At 44.7% G+C, this 22,535-nt stretch carries 15 protein-coding genes; 4 read left to right on the top strand and 11 right to left on the bottom strand.

Annotation, left to right across the window (positions count from 1 at the left end; translation table 11 throughout):
- Window positions 1–563: 563 nt before the first annotated feature.
- The 4 genes from ATY38_RS14335 to ATY38_RS14350 are packed head-to-tail and all read left to right on the top strand — an operon-like array spanning window position 564 to window position 3,483.
- On the top strand, window positions 564–1,505 hold the full coding sequence (locus tag ATY38_RS14335; RefSeq protein ID WP_062559886.1) for a DnaJ C-terminal domain-containing protein: 942 nt from the start codon (window positions 564–566) through the stop codon (window positions 1,503–1,505).
- Window positions 1,506–1,508: 3 nt separating this feature from the next.
- Entirely contained in the window at window positions 1,509–1,826 is a 318-nt protein-coding gene (locus ATY38_RS14340; RefSeq protein ID WP_062559887.1) for a chaperone modulator CbpM, read from the top strand.
- Window positions 1,827–1,870: 44 nt separating this feature from the next.
- Window positions 1,871–2,302, top strand: coding sequence for a thioredoxin TrxC (gene trxC, locus ATY38_RS14345; protein WP_062559888.1), 432 nt, complete (start codon window positions 1,871–1,873; stop codon window positions 2,300–2,302).
- 32 nt (window positions 2,303–2,334) lie between these two features.
- Entirely contained in the window at window positions 2,335–3,483 is a 1,149-nt protein-coding gene (locus tag ATY38_RS14350; protein ID WP_062559889.1) for a S1C family serine protease, read from the top strand.
- Window positions 3,484–3,582: 99 nt separating this feature from the next.
- Here the strand turns inward: ATY38_RS14350 and ATY38_RS14355 are convergent, their stop codons facing one another.
- From ATY38_RS14355 to cysD, 11 genes are all read right to left on the bottom strand, one after another.
- Window positions 3,583–7,419 (bottom strand): translocation/assembly module TamB domain-containing protein, encoded by a 3,837-nt coding sequence (locus ATY38_RS14355; protein ID WP_062559890.1) that lies wholly within the window; start codon window positions 7,417–7,419, stop codon window positions 3,583–3,585.
- Between the two features lie 9 nt (window positions 7,420–7,428).
- Window positions 7,429–9,114, bottom strand: a complete 1,686-nt coding sequence (locus tag ATY38_RS14360; RefSeq protein WP_235590319.1) for an autotransporter assembly complex protein TamA — start codon at window positions 9,112–9,114, stop codon at window positions 7,429–7,431.
- 330 nt (window positions 9,115–9,444) lie between these two features.
- Complete coding sequence (locus tag ATY38_RS14365; protein ID WP_062559891.1) at window positions 9,445–10,428, bottom strand: NAD-dependent epimerase/dehydratase family protein; 984 nt, start codon at window positions 10,426–10,428, stop codon at window positions 9,445–9,447.
- Window positions 10,425–11,447 carry a ketopantoate reductase family protein gene (locus tag ATY38_RS14370; RefSeq protein WP_062559892.1) on the bottom strand — a complete coding sequence of 341 codons (1,023 nt, stop codon included), beginning with the start codon at window positions 11,445–11,447 and terminating at the stop codon, window positions 10,425–10,427. Before ATY38_RS14370 ends, ATY38_RS14365 begins: the two co-directional genes overlap by 4 nt.
- A 246-nt stretch (window positions 11,448–11,693) precedes the next feature.
- Complete coding sequence (locus tag ATY38_RS14375; protein ID WP_235590320.1) at window positions 11,694–12,578, bottom strand: hypothetical protein; 885 nt, start codon at window positions 12,576–12,578, stop codon at window positions 11,694–11,696.
- 930 nt (window positions 12,579–13,508) lie between these two features.
- The gene (locus ATY38_RS14380) at window positions 13,509–15,626 is read right to left on the bottom strand and encodes a WD40/YVTN/BNR-like repeat-containing protein (protein WP_062559894.1); all 2,118 of its coding nucleotides are present in this window, start codon (window positions 15,624–15,626) and stop codon (window positions 13,509–13,511) included.
- Window positions 15,627–16,277: 651 nt separating this feature from the next.
- Complete coding sequence (galU, locus tag ATY38_RS14390; RefSeq protein ID WP_062559896.1) at window positions 16,278–17,159, bottom strand: UTP--glucose-1-phosphate uridylyltransferase GalU; 882 nt, start codon at window positions 17,157–17,159, stop codon at window positions 16,278–16,280.
- Between the two features lie 57 nt (window positions 17,160–17,216).
- Window positions 17,217–18,248 (bottom strand): UDP-glucose 4-epimerase GalE, encoded by a 1,032-nt coding sequence (gene galE, locus ATY38_RS14395; RefSeq protein ID WP_062559897.1) that lies wholly within the window; start codon window positions 18,246–18,248, stop codon window positions 17,217–17,219.
- Window positions 18,249–18,327: 79 nt separating this feature from the next.
- Window positions 18,328–19,287 carry a DHH family phosphoesterase gene (locus tag ATY38_RS14400; RefSeq protein ID WP_062559898.1) on the bottom strand — a complete coding sequence of 320 codons (960 nt, stop codon included), beginning with the start codon at window positions 19,285–19,287 and terminating at the stop codon, window positions 18,328–18,330.
- Between the two features lie 81 nt (window positions 19,288–19,368).
- Window positions 19,369–21,273, bottom strand: coding sequence for a sulfate adenylyltransferase subunit CysN (cysN, locus tag ATY38_RS14405; RefSeq protein WP_062559899.1), 1,905 nt, complete (start codon window positions 21,271–21,273; stop codon window positions 19,369–19,371).
- Entirely contained in the window at window positions 21,273–22,169 is an 897-nt protein-coding gene (gene cysD / locus ATY38_RS14410) for a sulfate adenylyltransferase subunit CysD (protein ID WP_062559900.1), read from the bottom strand. Before cysD ends, cysN begins: the two co-directional genes overlap by 1 nt.
- Window positions 22,170–22,535 lie beyond the last annotated feature (366 nt).

Genomic DNA, 22,535 nt, shown 5'->3' on the forward strand with positions numbered 1-22,535 from the left:
TGACATTCAAATTTTGCACATAATCTTAAAAAATCTGATTAATAGAAATTAACCAAAACAAACAGCCAACAAAACTGTCGCGCATTTTTGAATGTTCCATGATGACTAGCTTTGCATAACCGAATGATTGTTTGACAATCCGCAATAGATCTTCCACTTGTGCGTGTAGCGAAACCAAGCATGAGGTTAAGCATGGTGTGCGCTATCGATGAATCCTCACCAGTCTTATATTTAGGCAGTATGTCCCAGCTTAATTCTCCAGGTTGCTGCACTTCAAAATTATGACTATTGAAGCGAGCACAACCATCAACCCAACCGTTTCTTCACCACAGTAATGTAATTAATCATCCTGCCATCGGCAATCTTTACTGCTGTGGCAAATTAACAGATAGACTTTAGGCTAGAAGAACCAATATATTGATTAGATGGATCTTAAATCGTGCCATACGTATTGCCGAGTAAACTCAATGGGATAAATTTTTTCGCAATCAAAACTTTTTTATTTAGCTCAAAGCGGCCATAATATTCATGATGTACTAACGCACTGAGCCAGGAGAATTAACTTGGAATTTAAGGATTATTATAAAACGCTTGACATTGCGCGCGATGCGACGGCTGATGAAATCAAGAAAGCATTTCGCCGACTGGCGCGCAAATATCACCCGGATGTTTCCAAAGAGATAAATGCCGAGCAGAAAATGAAAGAAATCAATGAAGCTTATACGGTGTTATCCGATCCGGAGAAACGGGCTGCTTATGATCAATTAGAACAACAGGGATTTCAGGCTGGCAGTGATTTTCAGCCGCCCCCCGGCTGGGATGCGGGTTTTGAATTCACAGGACAAGGATTTAGCGATGCACAGACAGCGGATTTCAGCGACTTCTTTTCGCAATTATTTAGAAATCAAATGGGAGCTGATGCCCGGCGCACTCATCGGATGCGTGGTGAAGATCATCACGCAAAAATTATGCTCGATCTGGAAGACAGCTATGGCGGCACAACACGCAGTCTGACACTGCGCATGCCCAAACTGGACCATCAGGGACGCACCATACTCGTGGATCATACGTTAAATGTGCGCATTCCCAAGGGAGTACATGCCGGACAAGTGATCCGGCTCGCCGGACAAGGTGGCCTCGGTCATGCTGGAGAAGCCTCCGGAGATTTGTTTCTGGAAGTTCATTTCAAACCGCACCCCCGCTATCGGATCGAGAGCAAAGATATTTATGCCGCATTACCTGTTGCTCCGTGGGAAGCTGCGCTGGGCGCCACAGTCAAGATACCGGTACCCGATGGCCTGGTCGACGTGCGGGTACCGGAAAATTCCCAATCCGGCCGCAAACTGCGTTTAAAAGGCCGCGGTATTCCAGCGGCCACGCCCGGTGATTTATATTTAGTGCTGGAGGTCGTGCTACCATCCGCTGCGACAGAAAAAGCACGAAAATTTTACCAAACCATGGCGCATGAACTCGCGTTTAATCCGCGCCAGAATCTTGGAGTCTAAACTATGTTGCAAGAAATCGATGCCATCTTACTCGAAGACACTATGCTCAGTTTGGATGATTTGGCGCGAAGCTGCCAGGTGAGCCGGGAATGGATTGTTGAACATGTTCAGTGGGGTTTGTTGTCAGATAAAAATCTCATCGATACGGATCCGAATGTATGGATATTTGATAGCCATAGCTTCTTACGCATTAAGCGGATAGTTGCAATTGAACGGAATTTCGAATGCAACCCAGAATTGGCCGGCCTGGTTGCCGATCTGATCGAAGAAGTTGAATCGCTACGCACCCGTTTGAGGGCATCCGAACTGAACCAGAGCTAGCAATTGATTTATCCATTATCAAAAATTAGCAAGGAAAACCAATCATGTCTTTACACATCGTGTGCCCGCACTGCCATGCGACCAATCGTGTACCGGCAGATCGCCTGACTGCAGCACCAAAATGCGGCGCCTGTCATCAAGCATTATTTACCGCATTACCGGTTGAACTGACAGAAGATCACTTTAACCGGCATATTTCCAACAATGATATCCCGGTGCTAATCGATTTTTGGGCGCCGTGGTGCGGCCCGTGCCGTATGATGGCCCCGGCTTTCGCCAAGGCAGCTGCCCCTCTGGAACCGGGAATGCGTCTCGCCAAAGTAAATACCGAAGAAGAACAAGGTCTGGCTGCTCGTTACCAAATTCGCAGTATTCCAACGTTGGCGCTATTTAAGAATGGCAGAGAAATTGCCCGCCAATCCGGCGCGATGGGTGAACAGGATTTAATACGCTGGGCAAAATCCACAATCCAATGATATAAATAATAAAACCACAGGAACAATTATCCATGCCCACGCTACCCCGCTTTATCTCTATTTCATTGGCTGTCGTATTGCTGGCACTGTTTTTTCATAGCTTTCTTTACCATTATTTTCCAGATACGCTTCAGCCGGGCTATTTTTCCTCTGATGATAGACTTGAAGGTGCTGAACCACGAGTAGTCCAAGCACGCGGCAATCTGGCTGAAGACGAAAGAAGCACAATTGAATTATTTGAAAACTCACGCGCTTCAGTGGTATTTATCACTACCCGCCAACGCGTTATGGATGCTTGGACGCGCAATATCTTCTCGGTCCCCAGCGGAACCGGTTCAGGTTTTATTTGGGATGACCACGGCCACATCATTACCAATCTCCATGTGATCAAGGGTGCCAGCGAAGCTACCGTACGCCTGACCGATGGGCGTGATTATAAGGCTTCGCTAGTAGGCGCGAGTCCGGCGCACGATATTGCAGTGTTACGAATAGGTATCGGCTTCCAAAGACCGACCCCGGTTCCCTTGGGTACCAGCCATGACCTCAAAGTCGGGCAAAAAGTATTCGCCATCGGTAACCCCTTTGGCTTGGATTGGACATTGACTACCGGCATTGTTTCGGCATTGGATCGATCGCTCCCGGGCGGTGACGGCCGCACCATTGACAATCTAATTCAGACCGATGCTGCCATCAATCCAGGCAATTCCGGTGGACCTCTGCTGGATTCTGCAGGCCGCCTGATTGGCATTAATACCGCCATCTACAGTCCCAGCGGCGCCAGTGCCGGAATTGGTTTTGCTGTACCGGTCGATACCGTCAATCGCGTTGTTCCGCAAATCATCAGCCGCGGCAAATATATTCGCCCGGCAATGGGTATCACGGTCGATACCAAGCTCAATGATCGATTGACTCAACACCTGAAAGTTACCGGAGTTGTCATTTTGAGTATCAGCCCCGGATCCGCTGCAGATACAGCCGGACTTCAGGGCGCGACGATCACGCCGGAAGGTAACATCATCGCAAAAGATATTATTGTGGCTGTCGAGGACAAGCCTATTGATTCAGTAGATAAATTACTTTCCCGCATTGATAACTATAAAGTCGGCGATACCATCAAGATCACGGTATTGCGAAAAAACGCGACTATTGATGTATCGGTCACCTTGCAACCGGGTGAATGACAAAAAATTAATGTAAATATTTTTGTGCTGCAAATATTTAATGGGTGTAACAAAAAACCAGGATTCATGAGTTAAAAATTGATAATTCGTATAATCCATTCAATCAAACTGAATCGTATAAAACAGATCAGCTGCGCTGTCTTCACCTGCTTGAGTAACAATAGTCACTTTTGGCGTAAGATTGTAGGTCAGTTTTGTGATGCCCATTGTCGTTGCTGTCAGGCCACGTTCATAGCTCAGGTAGGCACGCGACGATAAACGCTTTCCAACCACACCAATTTGCCCGGTCAATGAACTGCCGACACCGGCCTGTCTGAAGGAGATTTCATCAACCCCCAGGGCAGCACTGATTTTTTCCGTAATACCCCCTCCTGATTGACCGCCTAATATCGATCCGGCAGCCGCTAACAACACGGATGTATCCAAGCCGCTTGCATCCGGTTTTCTTCCCAATACGATCCAGGAGAGCTTTTCAGTATCAGGAACATCCGGAGTCGATATAAGCTTTACACGCGGGTAACGCACCGAGCCCATAATCTCAACTCCGGCTTCTACCGCCAGATTTTCCCGAAGCGCCAGAATATTTAATTCCGGATCATCCAAAGGACCCTGGAAGCTGACAATTCCACGTTTAACCGAAAGGTTCTGACCGTATGCCTTAAACGAAGTATCCTGCGTCGCAATGGTGCCGTTGAGCTTCAGTTTATTGTTTTCATCACTTTGAACCTGCAATTGACCGGTAAGCCGTCCTTCCAGACCAGCCACGCGAATATGGAATCTTTCGCCTAAATTGAGGCTCATGTTTAAAAGCAGCGACAAGTTTTGCACGGTTTGCTCTGGAGCGTTTACAAAAACAATGTCTTCCGCCAATTCCGGGTGGCCTTCTGGCGGTTGCAGCAACAAACCCGCGTCGGCCCATAAATTCCCTTTCAAATTCAATCGACTATTCTGGAATCGGATTTCTCCGGAACCGGACGCAATGACCCAGTATTCAGCTTTATGCACCAGCGGCAATTGATGAATTGTGAAATCCATCCGACTTTCATTACCGGCAAGCCCGATATTGCCGGTAATAGTTAACGATCCCCGCATATCCTCCGATTCGAAATCACCAAACAAGCGCTTATCCGGAGGCACTTCATGAGGTGTAATAAAATGAAGCCGATCAATTTTTAAATCCGTTTGATGAAATCTTGCCGCCAGTGTACCTTGCTGTAAATTGATTCCCTGATCCAGTAATACCACACTCAATTTACTACCGGAAACTGTTCCACTGAAATCCGGCTGCTGCAACGTACCTTGAATATCGACATGAGCCTGAATCTGTCCCTCTGCACTCATGCTGCCGTCAAGCAGGGCATTAAACCAGTTAAAGGTATTGATATCCACGTTGACCTTGCCATGCAATGCCGACTCATGGGAAATGGACCAACTGGATGCGGATTGCTTGATCGGCATTGTCAAATCAGCTGTGATGGAGCCGATAGATTGGCTGAATAAGTTGAATTCACTGATTAATTTTCCGCGCTCGGCGGTCACTATCAACTGCAACTTTTCCATACCCAATGGCTGTGGCACTTCACCGGGCAGATACCAATCACCCTGCTCCTGAAAAATTTTCAAATTGCCCATTAATTGCTGGGTAGAAACAAAATTCCAGTGACCACCCAATTGCAGGGGGGATTGATTGAATGCTTGCTGCGAACCAGGAAATAAAGCAATACCGGAAAAGTTGCCCTGAGTTTTCCAGTCCTTCGATGTCCAATGCAATTGATCAAGGCTGGCAAATCCACCCGATATGGAGAATCTAGCCTGATCCAAAGAAACCGATTGGGCACTGACTGAAAATGCCGCAGGTGATAACAAGCGCACCGGCATTTTGCCGGTGGTCGCAATTTCAGTAAATTGACCAGTCCAACGCAACGATTGCAGAGGTTTTTTAGGATCCACTCCGCCTGCTGCCGCTAACCGAAAAGTAATATTCTCATTGATTTGCGCTTTAATCGATAGGTTATGGTTCGAAATTTTTCCCTGAGTACCGATTGTCAACTTCTTGATTGCAATTTTCTCATGCGCATCATAATGCTCAATCAAAGCTTCCAGCGAAATGACCTCATTGTGCAGACTCGCATCGACAGCAACTCCTGACACACTTCTATTGTCCTGCAGATACAATCGCTTGCTTGTAAGTTTCAGATCTAGATCGGGTGCTTCAAAGCTACCGGTAAGGTTCACGTGCGCTTGTAAATCACCCGCCAATCCGAATCCCAATTGCGCCAAATCCGCCGCTTTAAGACGCAGATCGAATGCATTCCCTTTCGCACCCATGCTCCCCTGCGCCACCAGATGATTGGATCCCGCTTTTAATTCCACTTTTCCATCAAACGCATTCAGGCCGTTAAAAGCGATTTCACCAGAACCGCTTACTGGAGATTTCGCTAAGCGGCTATTTTGAATCGTGTACTTTAAGACACCAGAAACGTGTGGCGACAATTGCCCGGATAAATGAAGAACCGCATTCAGATTTGAATCCACTGTACGGACAAAATCCGCAATATTAAAATTTGCCAGCTGGCCTGACAGTTCGAATAATTTCTCATGGCCAAGCGCAAGCTTGCCGCGACCGGTAAATTGTGATTGATTACGCTGCAAATTCAATTGTTCAAGTGTGACATTCTCTCTGGATCGAGCAATCACTGCTGCTAAATTGACCGATTTATCCTGAAGATGAATACGTGCAGACTGTGTTTGCACATTGCCGGACCATTGGATTTGCCCGGAAACTTGCGCCGCTTGCAAACGGCTATCGATATGATATGGATTTAATCGTTCGACCCGTATATCGGCTGATCCGAACTGCTCATCCCAATGCCAAATTAAATCACCGCGAAGCAATCCATCACCATCCATTTGCACGTCAATATCCTGCAATTTCAAAGATTCCGAAGTAATCCATGCCTGCGTGCTGAATAGAGATAAAGGAAGACCACCAGCATCGTATGGAGCAGTCGCATGGTTCTCAATTCGCACCTTGCCTTGCAGTTGCCCGGAGTCATTTTGCGCAAAATGCGCGGATAGCGAAAGACTGGCCTGGGGTGATGCAGCTATAAAACTGGCAGGGTTCAATTGTTCGATATTCGCATCCAGTTGTACCACAGGATTATCTGCAAAAGGATGTAATTGCAGCTGCAAATCTCCCGTAATCGTGGATTGCACCGTGCTGGCTTGAATCTTCATGCGCTCCAGGCTGCCCGTGATCAGCATTTGCGCATCACCCCATGGATCAACGCCCGATAAGTCAATTTGAGCTGATAAATCAAACGGGGAGCTGCCGTTAAATTCCGCCAATGCGTTGACCGAACCCCACGGAGTATGAAAATTGAGAGATTTCAGGTGATGCATATGGCCGTCACTTTCAAGTGCCAGCACAAGGTTGGTTATGATAAGTTCGGCGCTCTTATTTTCTGCCGTCGCCATATACATCGAATCGATAGTCAACGCATGAATCGACAACGCCAAGGGAAGATTCAAACTCTCAGGTAATGTCCTATGCGGAGTATCTTCTTCCGAAGCCCAATGATGAATTTTAAATGTTTCCGCTGTCAATTGATCAATCGCGATCTGCTTGTAAAACAATTTACCCGGGTTCCAAACGATACGGATATTTTGTCCCTCAAGCTTAAATTCATCGTCGACGAAATGAATATTCTCAATTCGTAGATCGTGCAATGCCCCTCGCACACCATCAAAATGAATCGCCCCGGAACTCAATCGATGAACGACAGAAAAAGTCCATTGCAGTCCTGATTGACTGTTCAAAAGCCAATATCCGGCAAGTAAAACGCAAACCAGCATTATCGATATCACACTCGCAAACCATCTGAACCAACGTGGGCGATTTTCTGACACCTGATTGTCAACGGATGGATTTATCATATACGCAACTCAAAATGCCACAGCCATTGAAAAATGCACGCGTAGTGAACCGGTTTCGTGCCCCCGGGCCAAGTCAAGCGCGATCGGTCCCGCCGGACTGCGCCAGCGGATACCGGCGCCATAACCTAAAAAAGGGTGAATTCTTTGCCAGCGATCCTCGGCACCGCCAATATCGGCAAAAGCGGCAACGCCCCATTGCTGCGTTAACCAATGCGTGTATTCAGCAGTGCCTGTTACCATGACGAGTCCGCCCACGACTGCATTGCCCTCTTGTACGCCAATGCCTTTAAAATCATATCCGCGCAGCGAGTGAATGCCACCGGCGCGAAATAGATATTCCTGCGGAATACCGAAGCGCGAGGCGGCAAACGTATAGCCAATCTCCGCGCGCAAAAAAAAGACATCCTGAGAGCCGACGGGCCACCAAGTCTGATGTCGCGCATAAGTACGAAGAAAATCCTGATCCGACAAAAACATCTGACTGCCGCCGCCGATACGCAGCTCTGTCACGTCACCACGCCGAATATTAATTGGATCATCAACAACTTGACGCCTCCAGCGCCAATCGAGGACAAGTGCCTCATTAATCTGGTTAATCGCACCGGCAGGTTTCTTGCTTTCATGATGCCAATTCAGACCCAAATGCATTTGAATTTTTTGGGTTTGGTAATTTCGTGTTATACCGACTTTTTCTTCAATCGTTTTCAAATTCTCGATATCAGTCATTTGTAGGCTGGCGCCCAATGAATAATTTACATTGTTCTGATCTGGCAAAGTATCAATGCCGGCAAAAAAAGTTTGGCGCTTTTGTTCCAGGCGCAGCATACTGGTTAAATTCCAGGCGCGATCCAAGAAATCATGATTGCGGTAATTGATCTCGCCCCGAGCGCCATTATTTGAACTGTAGCCGGCGCCAAAGGCAAAACGCTGCGATAGCGCTTCTGTCAGCATTACTTGGACGGGAACGGATCGATGCTGCGCGACATCCGGCGTAACACTGACTGAAACGGAGCTAAATTGCGGACCTTTCTGCAGCGTGATTTGATAAAGATGCAATACATCCCGTCGGTAAACATCACCCGTCTTAAAGGGAGCCAGGTTAGTGATCAATGCGGAATCAAATCGTTCCAATCCGGTGATTTGTATTTCACCCAAATAAAAAACAGGCCCGGAATCAATGATGATAGAAAGATCAGCACGCGCATTATCAGGATTAACAGTGGCTTTACTGCTCACAATATGCGCCGCAGCAAATTCTTCTTGGGTTACATCGGATAACAACGCCGCTTTTGCTTTTTCCCATTCGGAAGAGCGAAAGGGTAAACCTGCTTTCAACGGCCACGTAGCACGGAGCTGTTCGATGCGCCCCTGATATTTGCCATCTTCACGAGCAACTTCACCTTGAAATGTAATCAAAACATTACCGACACGCGTCAATACGCCGGGATCAATTTTGATCTCGGGTATGGCAACATCATCCCGAACTTGCTGCAACACTGAAATCGATGGGGAAAAATAACCCTCGGTGACCAATAAATCGCGGATTTCTTTTTGTGCGCGATACAAGAAGATTTCTTCAGCAGCAGCATCAGCAAACGGTTCTGATGGAAACCTAAGGTATTTAACAAGAAATTTTTTAATGCTGCTAGGTGCCGATAAGATAATTACTGCCGAATCTTTGGCCGAGCTCTGCACCTCCTGCACTGCAGCAATGCCGGGATTCAGAGGAACGAATACCAGCAGGCTAATTATCCAAATTCGGATATAAAAACGGCCTGCGAAAAACCGAGAACTTAGCTTAGCGATTCGATCAAGTATTAGAAATATCCTCGATTTTATTAATTTGATTTGATTGATTAAACACTGCAAATAATACTGCAATTTTTTTCACTATCGTGTTGATCTGACAGGAAACCATGCCAGTTGTTTGAAAATGTCTTGTTTATTGTTGTAATGATGCCCCAATTACTCGGGTCTATCGTGACCCATATTCGACACTTTAATCGGTACAATTCTTTATCGCAGCTAGAGCCAGCCCTGTAATCGATACCAGGCTATGGCATCCTGAGCGGCTGTTTTTATTGGACGTGGTTGTAACCCGAGTTCATTCAAGCTGACAGATGGATCAAAAAACATACTGCGGCGAGTCAAACGTACCCCGGTTATCGTGGCGAGCGGCATTTCTCCGCTGACATGGTCTGCCCATGCTTCACTGATCCCTGCTGCAAGCAGGGCAACCAGGTAAGGAACTCGCCAACGCGGCAAGGGTTGACCCGTTTCCTTGCTTAAAATGCTTAACCAATCTGAAAGCAAGAGATTCTCCGCTCCCAGCAAATAACGAATTCCCGTTCTCCCTTTCTTCATCGCCGCAATCATGCCAGCCGCCACATCTCTGGCATCAATAAGATTAAATTGGCAATCCAGAAAGGCTGGCAGCTCTCCCCTGCAAAACGCTAACGATAATCGTGTCGGTGGTGTTTTCAGCCGATCTCCGGGTCCCACCGGTAAGGTGGGGCTGACCACAACAATGGGAGCACCTTCTGACACCATCTTAAAAACTTCTTCTTCGGCAAGAAACTTGCTCAGACAATACGGACCAACCATATCCCCTGCTTTGAGGCGAAGTGTTTCAACCGCATCTCCCTTGGGGTTACGGGATGTCAAAATGCTTTCGGTACTGGTATACAATATTCGTTTGGCGCCATTCTCAAGCGCAGCCCGCATAACGTGAAGCGTGCCAAGACGATTAATACTATCGAATTCCCGCCGGTCACGGCGCCAGAGATTAGGATCTGCCGCCAAATGATAGACATACTCACAATCACGCGTAGCTTTCTTAACCGCGTGCTCATCACGAATATCAGCACTGATCAGTTCGATCTGATTCAGCGGCAAATGATCGACGCCAGCTCCCGGCCGCTCCAGGACACGAACTAATTGACCCTCATCAAGTAATTGAGAGACTAAATGCGTACCCAGAAAACCAACACCACCCGTGACTAAAATCAAGACGCAATCCTTTTGGCCCAATGATCTGCCAAATTCTGCAAATGTTGATACTTTGGTTTCAAACCTTCAGAAGTTATCTTATTAATGAGGGCAAACACGGAACGGTTCAAGGGACAAGGAAACTCTCCGGCAAGCCGGATCAGGTGGCCAGTATACGCATCGATTTCAGTACGTGCGTCATCGACATGAATATCGGGCGCCATGGAACAATAGGTACCACGTAGTGATGGACGAAAGAATACAGCCATCATCGCCGGCAACCAGGGCGTGCGCAAAATTAAAGACACGGTATCCGGATGAAAAGGACCAATACGAGCGAGTGGTATTTTAGCATTTTGAAGAATCGCATAATTCTCTTGCAGTAATGTAAAAAAAAGCAGTTTAGCCAGTTGATCGCTTAACAATTCTCCATTATCCACGCCAGCCGCAGCCGCAAGCGGTGATATGGCGGCATTGTACATAAGCTTTGTTGCCTTATAAGGTCGTATGTCCTTAACAAGTTCCACAGGAAATAACTTGGCCTTTCCCAAAACCAGAGCCAATGACATGATCTCAACATGCTCGCCATCAGAAATGGGCCGGCGCGCCCCAATGTGCAGGCTACCCGGCCGGGTAATTCTGGTTATCGGACGATCACGCTGACACTCCGAAACAAAAGAAGCAATACCTTCACACGCATGGTTGCGTTGATCAAGATCGGGATCAAAACCATTTTGTACTGGAATCAGAAAAGCATCATTTGACAAACGAGCCAGTACTTGGGCATTGTCGTAGGTTTTGGTGCAAAGCAAAATAAATCCTTCTTTCGGGGGTACCCAATCATCAAAAAGAACGAATGGAACAATTTGTGTCCCCAATGCAACCACCGTTACACCGTGCTTTGCACCTTCAGTTATCTTACTGCGATCACTGTCCACCAGAATCACGACATAACCTTGCTGTGCCAGTACCCAGCCAAGTACTGCGCCAATACCGCCAATCCCTAGGATATGAATTGGTTTGTTGATTAAATTAGGCATTTATCTTCCTGAACTCAAAATAATTTTTAAAAAATAACAAGCAGGAAATCTCGAGATGCTCGTTTGTAAGTGGATGTTCACATGTTGCCGCGAAGAGATCCGAGCAGCTGTCAGATAACTCCGGATGCAGATAACATTACGATAAATAGTAATCTAAAAACTCGAATTCCGCGATTTATATTTCGTTCACTGTAAAGGCATCCGAGAAATACGCACGATTTTCTGGGTCGATCTATTATCCGTATTTTATTTTAGGGCATTTTTTATATTAATTAAGTGCTTTTCCATTCTACGGCGCATTTGTTCACGTCCGATCGAGTGTTTCAAACCACTGCCAAAACCTGCCACTTGATCGGTAAAAGTCCGATTCGTGTAGAAAATCAATGAGCCATTGCGATAAGGTAAGCAACCTATAATAAACTGGTTTGAATTATAGGAATGTCCCACATAAAACTGCCGGGAAAGAATTATCCCGCCCGCTTTCTCAGCCAATATAATGCGATGCAGCAAAACGGCGGTTGAGCGATTCTCAACCTGACGATTAATCAAAAAAAACCGTTCTTCAGCATTAGCTGGCATGACACCAGGATAATTAAGCCAAGCTTGATAAAGCTCAGGAAAATGATTGAACAGCACTTTGTTGCTTAATATGGCTGTGCGTAGTTCCTTACCAGAGTCAGAAACTCTGCCAGCACCACGATCATAAGTGGCAATTCCCTTCAAACCCTCTTTGCGATAGCCCTGCCATCGTTCGAATAAAATCTTCTTGTAAACTTCTGCTATTGAATCAGCATGTTCTGATTTTATGGTTTGAAGGGTTTTGAATTCTTGAGCGGACAGATTAAAGGTGTCGCCAGGTTTGGCAGTTAGAAGATCCGCTTCATCTTTATCACCCAATTTAAAATTTAACTCTTTAAAAGAACTGAGTGTCGTTTGCGGCGGAATAAGCGATTGAGAAATAATTTCAGTATCCACCGCTATCATGCCTTTATTTCTGAGGAACTCAACAACCTTGACAGGTGCTGACGAAATATAGATAGCAACACCGGCAGCCAATTCCTTCTTGTCATTCTCAGTAACCTGAAAGGAAACAACTTTCCCTTGTTCCAAATTTACGAGGTCTTGCTGCAAAATTCCAAGCTGCTGGATTAATTCTTGGATATGAATAGAGCTTGCGGCCTGCACGGAAAAAGCGCAACTCAAGACCAAGACAGAAATTATCTTGCTCCCGGTCTTATAGTCATCAAATAGCTTTTTTAAGGTTTTATTGCATTTGAACATGTTGCGATAACTTACATTATGACGGATCTGGTTTCGTCAGGCTATATTATAAAGCTCCTACACAACTGATATACGGCGTCAAAAATGGAGCCATTGGTTTAAGCAGCAAGTAGATTTGCATAGAACTACTGGCTAAATTGTGCTGGCGATAGATACCCCAGTTTTTCTTGCTTGCGCTGTTGGTTATATAAAGAAGACGATATATTCGGTAATCTCCTGAATTGCTTGTTGTGGTGTTTTGGATCTCCGATGGTGCACCAATTCGGTTTAAATATTCTCCAGAAACTTTCTATCGGCGCATTGTGGTAGTAATCGTTTTGGCCACTTATGGAAGCAACTATACCCGATTCTTTAATAGTTTCTGGTAATCATTTACACAGTACTAACTGCCGTGGATGTCCTTCTAAATATCTAGCGACAATTTGTACGTTATTGATTAAATTATTTCTCTTTCTCAAAGTGTAATATACCTCTCTTGCTATATAACGTTTAACACAGCGAAGTGCTTCAGGTTAAGTGTGCACTGAGTTAAACGCTTTCAACACACTCTTTAGTTCTGTGTCTATCCACAATCGTCCTATAGCAATAATTGCGGCGCGCTATTGTAATAGGGCGTGGTTTGTACTGCGTATTCGCGGTAATTTCATCTACACCCTTCATTTCTTATCTTCATTTTATGAAATTTAGGATTCCTCGAAAATCAGCATACCTCCTGCTCGAAATAACATATGTTCAGGGCTTCCTTAAGGATTGGAATTAATGGTTTTGGGAAGATTATCATTATGGTGCGGGTGATGATCCAGTTAACATCCAAATCAAACCACCGTCTATCGATATATATAGCTTATTTCTTGATGCGCCAATAAGTGTACTATCTTGTTTAAAATCGGGAGACATTCGGAATTCAACAAATTGAATATTTTTGCTAAGAAGCGAAGCTCCAACGTTTTGTACTGATCTTACCCATCCTACATTATCCAGCGACAAACGATACAACCCTTTGCCACGAACCGTAACAAAAACAGTTCGGTCTTCGTTGAAAGAGGGAGAGAACTCAATTTGGTGAATCACTTTTGATGGCCCGATCTTAGCGTGGCGCAATGGTTGCCAACTGTTGCCGCCATCACCTGAGCGATAAATGCCATTGTTTGTGCCCACGAGTATTAAGCGGTCGGTGGAAAAACCAGGAGAAATTGCAATCCACATGTAGCTCTGCGAGCCATTGATTACAATAGAATCTGATCCGATGCGTGACCAGCTCTCGCCTCCATTGTCCGTACGCCAGACTTGCCCCGAGCGGTTAGCTGCAAAAGCTGTTTCATCATTGGCATAATTGGGTGAGACAGACAGGCTTGTGACATGAGGTGAAAGTGGAAAATCTGGCACTATACGCCAGTTGATGCCGCCATCAGTTGTGTGGAGAATTCCATGCTGTCTTGTCCCAGCATAAATTTCCTGATCCTGATCAAAAGCTGGAGATAGCGCGAATACGTTGATATAAACCAGTGTGCTTATGTGAGGAAATTCTGGCACAGTAAATACGTTCCAGCTTTCTCCGAAATTACTGGAGAACCCTATCTTTCTCCCAATATTTGTTGCAACAGCCAGTGGGAGGCCTGCATAGTTCTGGACAAAATCGACATCAACACCACTCAGCGGCAGGCCGAGTGAGTTTGGCCAACCTGTTGAACTTAGAGACCATGTGGCACCCTTATCACCGGAAGTGTAAAAACCACCTTCACTGTTATAAACTGCTGCAATAATTCTTTGATCATTCATAAAATGGGGAGACAAAGCCAAGCTTGTGATCAGATTTTCCCGGGTTTGCCTTTCAATCCACGTGATGCCTCCATTTTTTGAAATAAACAACCCATCAAATGCAGAAAGAAAAACGGTTTGATCAGTCGAGAATGTGTTGGATATCTGCAGTTCACTGAATTCATTTAGTGCGTTTGTTTGACCGGTAATTACGGCCCCTGAATCATGAAGCACCCAGTTGTTTCCACGGTTCGTTGATTTATATACGGCTTTTGTTTTAGTGGTACAGAATACTGTGCCATCAATAAGATAATTAGGTGAAACAGCTATGTTATTGATAGTTTCTACTGGTAGATTAGTTGATCTGTTTATGAATGTACTTCCAAGATTATTACTGTAAAAAACTCCATTGCTGGTAGCCAGAAATATTTCTCTAGTAGGCCCTGGGGCAATGGCTATATCGTAAGCTGTTGCTCCTGCTGGATTTCCTTTGTTGATCCAAATATTTCCACCATCTATGGATATTTGCAGATTTCCATCCCTACTTGCAGTCATTATGGTAGTGTTGAGCGCAAAATCAGGCGATACTGCGACGATATTCACGCCTGCTGCTGAGCTGAGCAATTCAGTCCAGCTGGTTTCGCTGCTAGAACGCCGATAAAGCTCACCGTGACCGGGAACCAGGAAAAGCTCATAATCTTTGCTCCCCGTTTTAGCGATCACTAAATTACCCTGTATATACTTATTCGCTAAGCCGGTATTAAAAAGCTGCCAGGAATTACCTCGATTTAGTGATTGATAAACACCATCGCCAAGGGTTGTAGCAAATACGGTATTATCGTTGCTAAAATTGGGTGAGACGCGAATAGCCGAAAAATCGGAACGATTATCCATACCTCTTGGAAGCTTGATCCAAGTCGCACCGCCGTCAGTTGATCTCAGAATATCCTCGTAGTTAGTGCTAGTTTGCTCACCTTCAGCAGCTATAAAAAGTGTTTTGTCATTCGCAAAATTTGGTGAAATACCGAGTCCGCGCACTTGATCATGTGGGCTATGCGTATAAGTAGCAATACCCATGAAGCCCAGTATTAAGAAACATGCAATCATTGCGGCAATCTGCCACCTTATGTTATTTTGCATTACTCCATCTCGTTTCCATATTAATCGCGTTGTAGCCATGTCGTCTTATTTTTGATCCAGCCACAAGTGAAGTTTGGAGTTACAGTACCTTAGAATGTTACTAATTCGCCAAAGTTATTGCCATAAAAAGACTCCCCCTATTAGTTTAAAACGGGCAAGTTAAAAGACAGTTAAAGCAAAAAATACAGATGAATTTAGAGCGCTGGAACTGTTGCAACGATTAAGACAAGACAGTGTGCTGATGAAAATCGATACGCTAATGAACCGAGGAGCGTTATATCCGAAGCTTACGAGTTTATTTAAGCGCGAGTTATCGAATGATAGAGGACAGGAGTCGTTTGACGTGCCGATAATATTCAGGACGATCCTGCTGGGTATGTCGGATTCTAGATTGGAGCAGGCGCTGTTTATTCTTTTGATATAAGAATCACTTAATCTACTGTTTCTTAACATCTTACTATACTAATAGATTATTTCTGCTAGTTGAGAACCTAGAAAATTCAACTAGGGTGGTATAGAAACATAAAAAATAAAGCCTTTTGCAAAGTCTCAACGCATAAAGATTGCGTAAATCTGTCTTCAGTAGAGTTTTACGCAGATCTGCCTCACTTTAGTATGGGAATATCAGTTATCGTATGAAGTTAAGAGTCCTCAGGAATATTCTTTTGTTAAATCAGTCAAATATGTTTTAAATTCCTCCTTAAGCTCAGGGTGTTGTAATGCGAACTCTACCGTTGCTTGAAGATAACCTGACTTACTACCACAATCAAAGCGCTTGCCTTGAAATTCATAACCTAGTACAGATTCTTCTTTTAGCAGCTTTGCAATGCCATCCGTAAGTTGGATTTCATTACCCGCGCCGCGCTCGGTTTGCTCCAGAAGTTTAAAAATTCGTGGCGTCAGAATATAACGTCCGACAACTGCAAGATTGGAAGGCGCTTGATCAACCGCTGGTTTCTCAACAATGGCATTAACTTTGGACAATTTATCTGAAATTGGCATGCTATCGATTATGCCGTAGCGGTTAACCGTTTCGTGCGGTACCCGTTCAATGCCTAAAATTGAACAATGATTCTGATTATAGATATCGGTCATTTGACTCAAACAGCATTGCTCATTCGCATTGATCAAATCATCTGCCAGCAATACCGCAAAAGGTTCATCACCGACTACAGATTGCGCACATAAAACAGCGTGCCCCAGTCCCAATGCTTCTGCTTGGCGGATATAAACACAATCAATACGCGATGGCAGAATGTTGCGCACTACATTAAGCATTTCCTGCTTTCTGCCTTCTTCCAGCTTAGCTTCTAATTCAAAAGCTTTGTCAAAATGATCCGGTATTGAACTCTTGTTACGACCAATAATGAAAATTAGCACATCGATACCTGCAGCAACCGCTTCTTCTGCGGCAAACTGAATTAATGGCTTATCAACGATAGGGAGCATTTCCTTGGGATTCGCTTTGGTTGCCGGTAAAAAACGGGTTCCTAATCCGGCAACAGGAAATACAGGTTTTCTGATTGCTTTCATTCAATATCTCCTTAATATTTCTTAGTCAATTAAATCGGAAAGTGCTTCAGTCTAATTTTAATAGCCATGGGGATTACTGTTCTGCCAGTGCCAGCTATTAGCGCACATTTCATCTAATCCAAGTTTTGCTTGCCAGCCAAGTAACGCATAAGCACGATCTGGATTCGCATAACAAGAAGCAATATCACCTGAACGTCGCGGTGCAATTCGATAAGGAATAGACCGTCCGCTTGCCTGTTCATAAGCGCGCACAACTTCTAACACACTGTATCCTCGACCGGTGCCCAGATTTACGGTTAAACAGTCCGAATATTGATTATTTTTTTGTTCACTTTGTGAAACGCCCAGTGCTTCCAATGCTTTGAGATGGCCATGCGCCAAATCAACGACATGGATATAATCACGTACACCTGTACCATCGACAGTAGGATAATCGTTACCCCATATGCTCAGTGTATCTCTACGACCTACAGCAACCTGGGCCACAAAAGGCATCAAATTATTCGGTATTCCCTGCGGGTCTTCGCCAATTAAACCGCTTGGATGCGCACCCACTGGATTAAAGTACCGCAATATGCCGATTCGAAATGAGTGATCGCTGTGCTGATAATCACGCAATATATCTTCAATCATCAACTTACTGCGCCCATAGGGATTGGTAGGAGCTAGGGGATGATCTTCCGTCAATGGTAACTTAACCAGATCACCGTAAACTGTCGCAGAAGAACTAAAGACCAGGATTTTGACGTTGCTTTCCTGCATTGCTTCCAATAAGCGTAATGTACCGACTACGTTATTATCATAATATGAAAGGGGGTGAGCGACAGATTCCCCAACAGCTTTAAGACCAGCAAAATGTATAACTGCACTAGCTTTGCTTTGCTTGATTGCGGCCACTAAAGCAACTCGATCACGACAGTCGCCAGAAATTAATTCCGGTTTTCTACCGGTAATTTGTGCTACACGCGCCAATGCCTCGGGTTTACTGTTACAAAAATTATCAAACACGGTTACATCAAAACCGGCATTCAGCAGCTCAACACATGTATGCGTTCCGATATACCCGGCACCACCAGTGACAAGAATCATGACAATAAACCTCGGCAAGAGATGATAGATTTATTTAGTCGGATTGAGATTCGCCTAAATTTCCCCGTACTTCACGGAATTAACTGCAAAAGTGCTGTTTAAAGCTGGCTATAAAACTTTCCAATGAACCTGTCGGTAAGTGGTTGATACCTGCTGCGGCTTTTCGTCCTCCTCCTGTATCAAATTGCAAACACAATACATCGGCACCATTTGGATTTGTGAGGGAGGATCGCACACTTACAGTATAAGCACCTGAATGATTAGGCGTTATTACGGCATGTGCACGTTGTGGATGCGCGTTTGCCAATTTATTGGCAAAAATACCACTGACACGTCTTGCCCAAGGCGCATCGGGTAATAAATATGCCGCATATCGTTCATCGGTTGTCAGAGGTTGCAATGAATCTGCCCGGCTCGTATCATCCTGATATCCTGCAGAAAGCTTCCTAAAAGCAATCGACTCGGCGATGAAATCAAATGGGCTAATATAAGGTTTGATTTCTTCGTAAAGTGCAGCGGGATGAAAGTGCAGATCAGGCAAATTATCCCCGTAGCCATTGTAGTTTAGATATTCACCCAGGTGTGCAAGGTGATCTATTTCAGTTTCTGTTAATTGTGCGGCAATTCCTAGTTGACGAGCTTTTTGCACAAGATTATCGCCAAAAGCGGCAGTAATCGCCCACAAATGAAATTTCCCTTTCAGGTGCCGATCAACCAGGAGGCTGGTACAGACATCAGCGGACAAATCGATATATGCAGTCAAGTTAGGGTGCTGGGGTATTTCTCCCGCATGATGATGATCAAAATATTCAACCTTAACCCCCTCGTCCAGTAACCGCATCAATCCTTTGCGATTACTATCCAGAGAAATATCGAGCACGGTTAAAAGATCGCCGCGATTTGCTTCCACCCGATCCAGCAGCTTGATATCCCGCTTAACACCGGTTATCAGATTCGCGACTGCTGGGTCCGCAAGTCTGAGTTGATGTAATGCGCATACGCCATCCGCGTCACCATTAAATACATAAAAACGATTCATTTGAATAGCTTCCTATATGAAAACATATGAAAAACAATTAACTCTCATTTTTTTACTCAACGGACAATGACTACAAAAGTATTAACTTAATGCACCTATATGCATCAGATAATTGACAATGTGTTCAACAGCCTGTTCAGGAGTAAGCTTCGTTGTATTAATATGAATTTCCGGATTCTCTGGCGCTTCGTAAGGTGAATCAATTCCGGTGAAGTTTTTCAATTCACCCCGGCGCATTTTCTTGTACAATCCTTTGGGATCTCGCTCTTCTGCGACATGGATGGGTGTATCAATAAATACTTCAAAGAATTCACCTTGCTCTACCAATTCTCTGGCCATTCTACGTTCAGAATGGAAAGGTGAAATGAATGACACCAATACAATCTGCCCTGCATCGACCATCAATTTAGCAACCTCAGCGATGCGACGGATATTTTCAACCCGGTCTGCATCGGTAAAACCAAGGTCTTTATTAAGCCCATGGCGTACATTGTCTCCATCCAACAGATAGGTATGCTTACCAAGAGAATAGAGTTTTTTCTCGACCAAATTGGCAATGGTTGATTTACCGCTGCCGGACAGACCAGTAAACCAAAGAATAAATGGCTTCTGTCTTTTTGTGGCAGCATGCGCTTGCTTATTGATATTAATCGCTTGCCAGTGAATATTCTGCGACCGGCGCAAGGCAAAATGCAGCATGCCGGCACCTACTGTATTATTAGTTAGGCGATCAATGAGAATGAAGCCGCCGATATCATGATCTTCTTTATACGGGTCGAAAGCGATCAACTGATCAGTACTGAGATTGCAAATACCGATTTCATTAAGTTCCAGTTTGGTAACAGCGATATGTTCGAGTGTATTGACATTTACCTTATATTTCAGTACCGAAACATTCGCAGTAACAGTTTTTGTCCCAATTTTCATCAAATAGGGTCGACCGGGAAGCATTGGTTCATCAACCATCCACACAATCGTAGCTTCAAATTGATCTGCTACACCAGGCAAAGAATCGGTAGCGGCTAAAATATCCCCCCGGCTAATATCGATTTCATCAGCCAACGTCAATGTAATGGATTGCCCCGAAATTGCTTGTGTTAAATCGCCATCACTGGTCACAATGCGAGTTACGCGGCTTTCTCTGCCAGAAGGTAAAACACGAATAAGATCACCTGGCTTGACGCTGCCACGTGCAACCATACCGGAGTAGCCGCGAAAATCCAGATTGGGGCGATTGACCCATTGTACCGGCATGCGAAACACTCCGGATTCCACATTCGTATCATCAACTTGCACATTTTCCAGAAATCCCATCAATGTTTCACCGTGATACCAAGGCGTGTTTTCGCTCAGTGCAGTAATATTATCGCCTTTGAGGGCTGACATCGGGATAGTTACAATATTATTCAGCCCCAATTCTTTTGCAAATTCACGATATTCGCTATTGATTCGATGAAAAATTTCTTCTGAGTATCCCACCATGTCCAGCTTGTTGATTGCAAGCACCACATGTTGGATTCCAATTAATGAAACCAGATAACTATGGCGTCGCGTCTGCGTCAGTACGCCTTTGCGCGCATCTATAAGAATTACTGCTACGTCCGCTGTTGAGGCTCCTGTGACCATATTGCGGGTATACTGCTCATGACCCGGCGTATCCGCGACGATAAACTTGCGCTTGTCGGTGGAAAAGAAACGATAAGCGACATCAATGGTTATCCCTTGCTCGCGCTCCGCAGCAAGTCCGTCGACCAGTAATGCGAAATCCAGCTCACCGGCCTGGGTACCGACTTTCTTGGAATCTACCTCTAATTGAGCCAATTGATCTTCAAATAGCATCTTGGATTCATATAACATGCGTCCAATTAAGGTGCTTTTCCCATCATCAACGCTACCGCAAGTGATGAACCGAAGCATGCTTTTGTTCTCATGCGTTTTTAAATACAACTCGATATCTTCGGCAATTAAATCAGATACGTGTGCCATTAGAAGTAACCCTCCTGTTTCTTTTTCTCCATCGAACCTGTGGAATCATGATCGATTAATCGCCCCTGCCGCTCAGATGTTCGCGCCAACAACATCTCCTGAATAATATCCACCAGGGAACTTGCCTCACTTTCAATTGCACCGGTTAAGGGATAACAACCCAACGTACGAAAACGGACTTTCTTCATCATCGGCGACTCGCCTTCTCTCAACGGCAAACGCTCATCATCAACCATAATTAAAGTACCATCACGCTCCACAACAGGCCGTTCCTTAGCATAGTACAGTGGGACAATAGGAATATTATTCAAATGGATGTATTGCCAAATATCCAACTCAGTCCAATTGGAAAGTGGAAAAACTCGAATGCTCTCACCCGGGTTTTTGCGCGCATTATATAGCCGCCATAATTCAGGACGCTGCAACTTGGGATCCCAACGATGCTGTGCAGATCGAATGGAAAAAATACGCTCTTTTGCGCGTGATTTTTCTTCATCGCGACGTGCCCCACCGAAAGCGACATCAAAACCATGCTTATCCAGCGCCTGTTTTAAACCTTCAGTCTTCCAAATATCCGTATGAATTGCCGAACCATGTGTAAAAGGATTGATTCCTTTTGCAACACCCTCAGGATTAATATGAACAATAAGATCAGCTCCCAATTTTTTTGCCATTACGTCACGAAATTCAATCATTTCCTTGAATTTCCAGGTAGTATCGACATGCAGTAATGGAAAAGGCAGTTTCGAGGGATAAAATGCCTTTACTGCCAGATGCAGCATCACTGCGCTATCCTTGCCGACAGAATAGAGCATTACCGGATGCTCGCACTCTGCAACTACCTCCCGCATGATATGAATACTCTCCGCTTCAAGGCGTTGTATATGTGTCAACATTGTTAATAGTTTCCTTCAAAAAAATGTAATAGCATTAGGGTTATATTAATATAAATAGAGGATCTTTCTTATCTTGAAATAAGCCAGTTTATCCCCGTAATTTTATTTTACAAGCAAGCCTTTTGATTTCCTGCTTAATAAATGTTGACGTGAATGAACTATTGGTTTTATTACTGAATAATAGCAGGTACTAAAGAATCAAATCTTAAAACTTACTATAACTTCCCTATCAATCTACTTGTTTATTCAAGTAGGAATGAAACGTCCGAATTCCAAGCTAGCGATACTAACAGCGAACAACGAAAATTATCTGAATTTCTGAATGTTTTGATCAGTCTGGGAGTATCTGCTTGATTTCAAATAATA

This window comes from Nitrosomonas ureae, assembly GCF_001455205.1.
GTDB classification, from domain to species: Bacteria; Pseudomonadota; Gammaproteobacteria; order Burkholderiales; family Nitrosomonadaceae; genus Nitrosomonas; species Nitrosomonas ureae.